Genomic DNA, 3,232 nt, shown 5'->3' on the forward strand with positions numbered 1-3,232 from the left:
CTTTGGAACGACTAATAATCGTACTTACATGTTTTGATTTTTTTTCATCATGATAAAATTTTAATGATTAACTTTACAAGGATACTAATCTTTGGTGAGAAAAGCTACCGAAGGTTTAGTTCAACAACGTGTATAAAACATATCTAATATAGGCTTTCCGAGAGGTTTTTGTATATTTACAAAGTACGCCAATTTTTTTATTTGGTTATATTTAGAAAAGAAAATTAAACATAAAAATAAAAAATTCGGCTCGTGCAAAATCCGAAAAGTTAGTGTTTATTCATACGCTACGTTTCATACACAAGACCGTTGGGCGTCATTAGAGAAAACCCGAACAAACATTGAACAGAATTGAATAAATAAATGAAAGCAAACGAAACGAAAGTAGAAGACTTTTTATCTTCAAATAAAACACAATTTGTAATTCCAGTTTATCAAAGAAATTATGATTGGTCAACAAGTCAATGCAAACAACTTTTAGACGATATTTTAGAAGTCGGTACAAGTAATAAAATGAATGCTCATTTCATAGGAAGTGTTGTTTATGTTCACGATGACGTTTACACTTCTTCACGAATAAAAGAATTGACCGTAATTGACGGACAACAGCGCTTGACTACATTGACTTTAATTTACTTGACTCTTTATCGTTTGGCAATTGAAATCGGAGACAAAGCACTTGAAGCCGAAATTTCTGAAACCTATCTAACTAATAAGTTTGCACCCGAAGAAGAAAAACTAAAACTTCGACCGACCGAAAATAATGACAAAGCAATAAAATACCTTTTGAGAAGCGACAAAGATGAAGAGTTTAGCGACTTTTCAAAAGTGATTGACAATTTCAATTACTTCAAAAGTCGCATAACTGAAGAAAATTTAGAGTTCGTTCTCAAAGGACTTGCAAAACTAATGTTTGTAGAAATCTCACTTGACAGAGAAAAAGACGACCCACAAAGAATTTTTGAGAGTTTAAATTCGACAGGTCTTGAATTATCGCAAGCTGACTTAATTAGAAATTACATTTTAATGGGTCTTAATCGTAGAGACCAAAACAAAATTTACAACAACTATTGGGAAATCATAGAGAAACTTGCAAAAGATGAAACACTTAATACAAGTAAAGTTTCCGATTTTATTAGAGATTATTTGACTTTAGTAAACAACAAAATACCAAATAAAAGCAAGGTTTATTTAGAGTTTAAAACGAAATTTCCAACAAGTGATTTAAAAGAATTAGAAAACAATCTTTCGCCAATAAAATCTCTTGTTAAGTTTTACAATAAACTTCTCAACCCAAAAAACGAATCTGACAAAGACATAAGATTACAACTTGAATACATAAATCGACTTGAAGTAAATGTGGCTTATCCGTTTTTGATGAAAGTTTATGAGGATTATTCAGAAAACGTAATTGACAAAGTAACTTTCATAAAAGTTTTGGATTTTATTCAATCTTTTGCTTGGAGACGATTTGTTGTTGGCTTGCCGACAAATGCACTCAACAAGATATTTATGACACTTTATGAAAAGGTGGATAAAGATGATTATTTATTGTCGTTACAAAAGTGGTTACTTAAAAGACCAGGTTCGCAACGTTTCCCTAAAAACAAAGAAGTTATTGAAAGTCTTAAATTAAAAGATGTTTACAATATCAAATCCAAAAACAGAACTTATTTACTTGAGCGACTTGAAAATTTTGAAAACAACGAGCCTGTAATAATCGAAGGTAACACAGACATAACTATTGAACACATTTTCCCCCAAAATCCTGACCCAAAATGGAAAGTTGATTTAGGAGCAGATGAATACAACTTGATTAAAGAAACCTACCTAAACACAATTGGCAACTTGACTTTATCGGGTAATAACGGAAAACTTGGAAACAAACCTTTTTCCTTTAAAAGAGATTTGGAAAATGCAGGTTATAAAGACAGTCGTTTATGGCTCAATAAATATTTGTCAATTGCAGACAAATGGGATAAAGCAGAAATCGAAAGACGTTTTGACCTTCTCGCTGAACGATTTTTGAAAATTTGGCAAATGCCACAAATCAAATTAGAAGAAAGAGATGAAAACAACGAAGTGAACATTTTTGAAGCAGAAGACCCAAAACATAAAAAATTAGAGTACGCAATTTTCTTCGACCAAAAAATAGAAGTTAATCAAGTTGCCAAATTGTATGTAGAAGTATTTAAACAACTTTTTGACTTACAGCCAGAGACTTTTTTTACAACAGACTTGGCGGAGAAAATAACATTAACCAAAAATCCAAAAGAAGGAAACCCGAGACAAGCAGTTCCAATAAACGACACTTATTTCATTGAAGGAAACATAGACAATATTGGAAAATTTGAGAAGATAAAACACGCATTGACAATCTTTGATTCAGAAGACGAACTGACAATAAAGTATGCGGAGAAAGAATAACGAACGCCCAACAATGGCTATACGTAATGCGGGCTAAAGTGCTAATATAAAAGTAATTACATTAAATAAACTAAGTGCTAAATCGAAAGGTAAGTGCCTTGAAATCCCGCACTACGCATAGCCGAGACCGTTGTGCCACATTTGACAAAACCATATGAAAGTAAAAATCAAAGGAACTGACAAAATAAAGACAATTAACCCAAATGAATGGGCTGTTATTGAGAAAAACGGAAATGCTTCCGAGTATGATATTGTTGAAAGGAATACTGTTTGGGCTGCACCAATTGATAAAAAAGGTGGAATAGTGGAAACTAATATTCGTGAATTTGAATTAGACCATTGGCAAAGACTTGTTGATTTAGGTTCAAGAAACAATTGGAAACGAGTTGAACACGAAGGAAACGAACCTATAAAGTTAAGTGTAAAAAACACCGAAAATGAAATGTCGGAAACAACATCTGACATAATTGAATTAAGCCAATTACAAGTTGAATTAACACAAGCCCAAATAGACGAAAGCAAAGCACAAAAGAAATTTATAGAATTACAAACTTCTGACTTGAAAAGGAAATATATATACTTCATAGTCGGAATTATATTAGGGAATTTAGGTACAGTACTATTATGGATTCAATGGCTATCCCGAGAAGAAGTATCTTCCAATATTCCTTAACGAATAAAAAAACGTGGCACAACAAAGAACTGAGCTAAAAACCAAATAAACTTTAAATTAATTTTAGGCAATATGTTTCTTGGCATTGTTGAAATAGAATAACGCTCCTACGTCGCGTTATTTCCAGTTCAA

2 protein-coding genes are annotated in these 3,232 nt (G+C 32.1%); both read left to right on the plus strand.

Annotated elements, in window-relative coordinates:
- Positions 1–363 precede the first annotated feature (363 nt).
- The gene (locus HKP48_RS08620; protein ID WP_296344868.1) at positions 364–2,427 is read left to right on the plus strand and encodes a DUF262 domain-containing protein; all 2,064 of its coding nucleotides are present in this window, start codon (positions 364–366) and stop codon (positions 2,425–2,427) included.
- A 154-nt stretch (positions 2,428–2,581) separates the two neighbouring features.
- On the plus strand, positions 2,582–3,100 hold the full coding sequence (locus HKP48_RS08625) for a hypothetical protein (protein WP_296344869.1): 519 nt from the start codon (positions 2,582–2,584) through the stop codon (positions 3,098–3,100).
- Positions 3,101–3,232: the final 132 nt, after the last annotated feature.

It is taken from the genome of Winogradskyella sp. (genome assembly GCF_013042245.1).
Taxonomy (GTDB): Bacteria; Bacteroidota; Bacteroidia; order Flavobacteriales; family Flavobacteriaceae; genus Winogradskyella.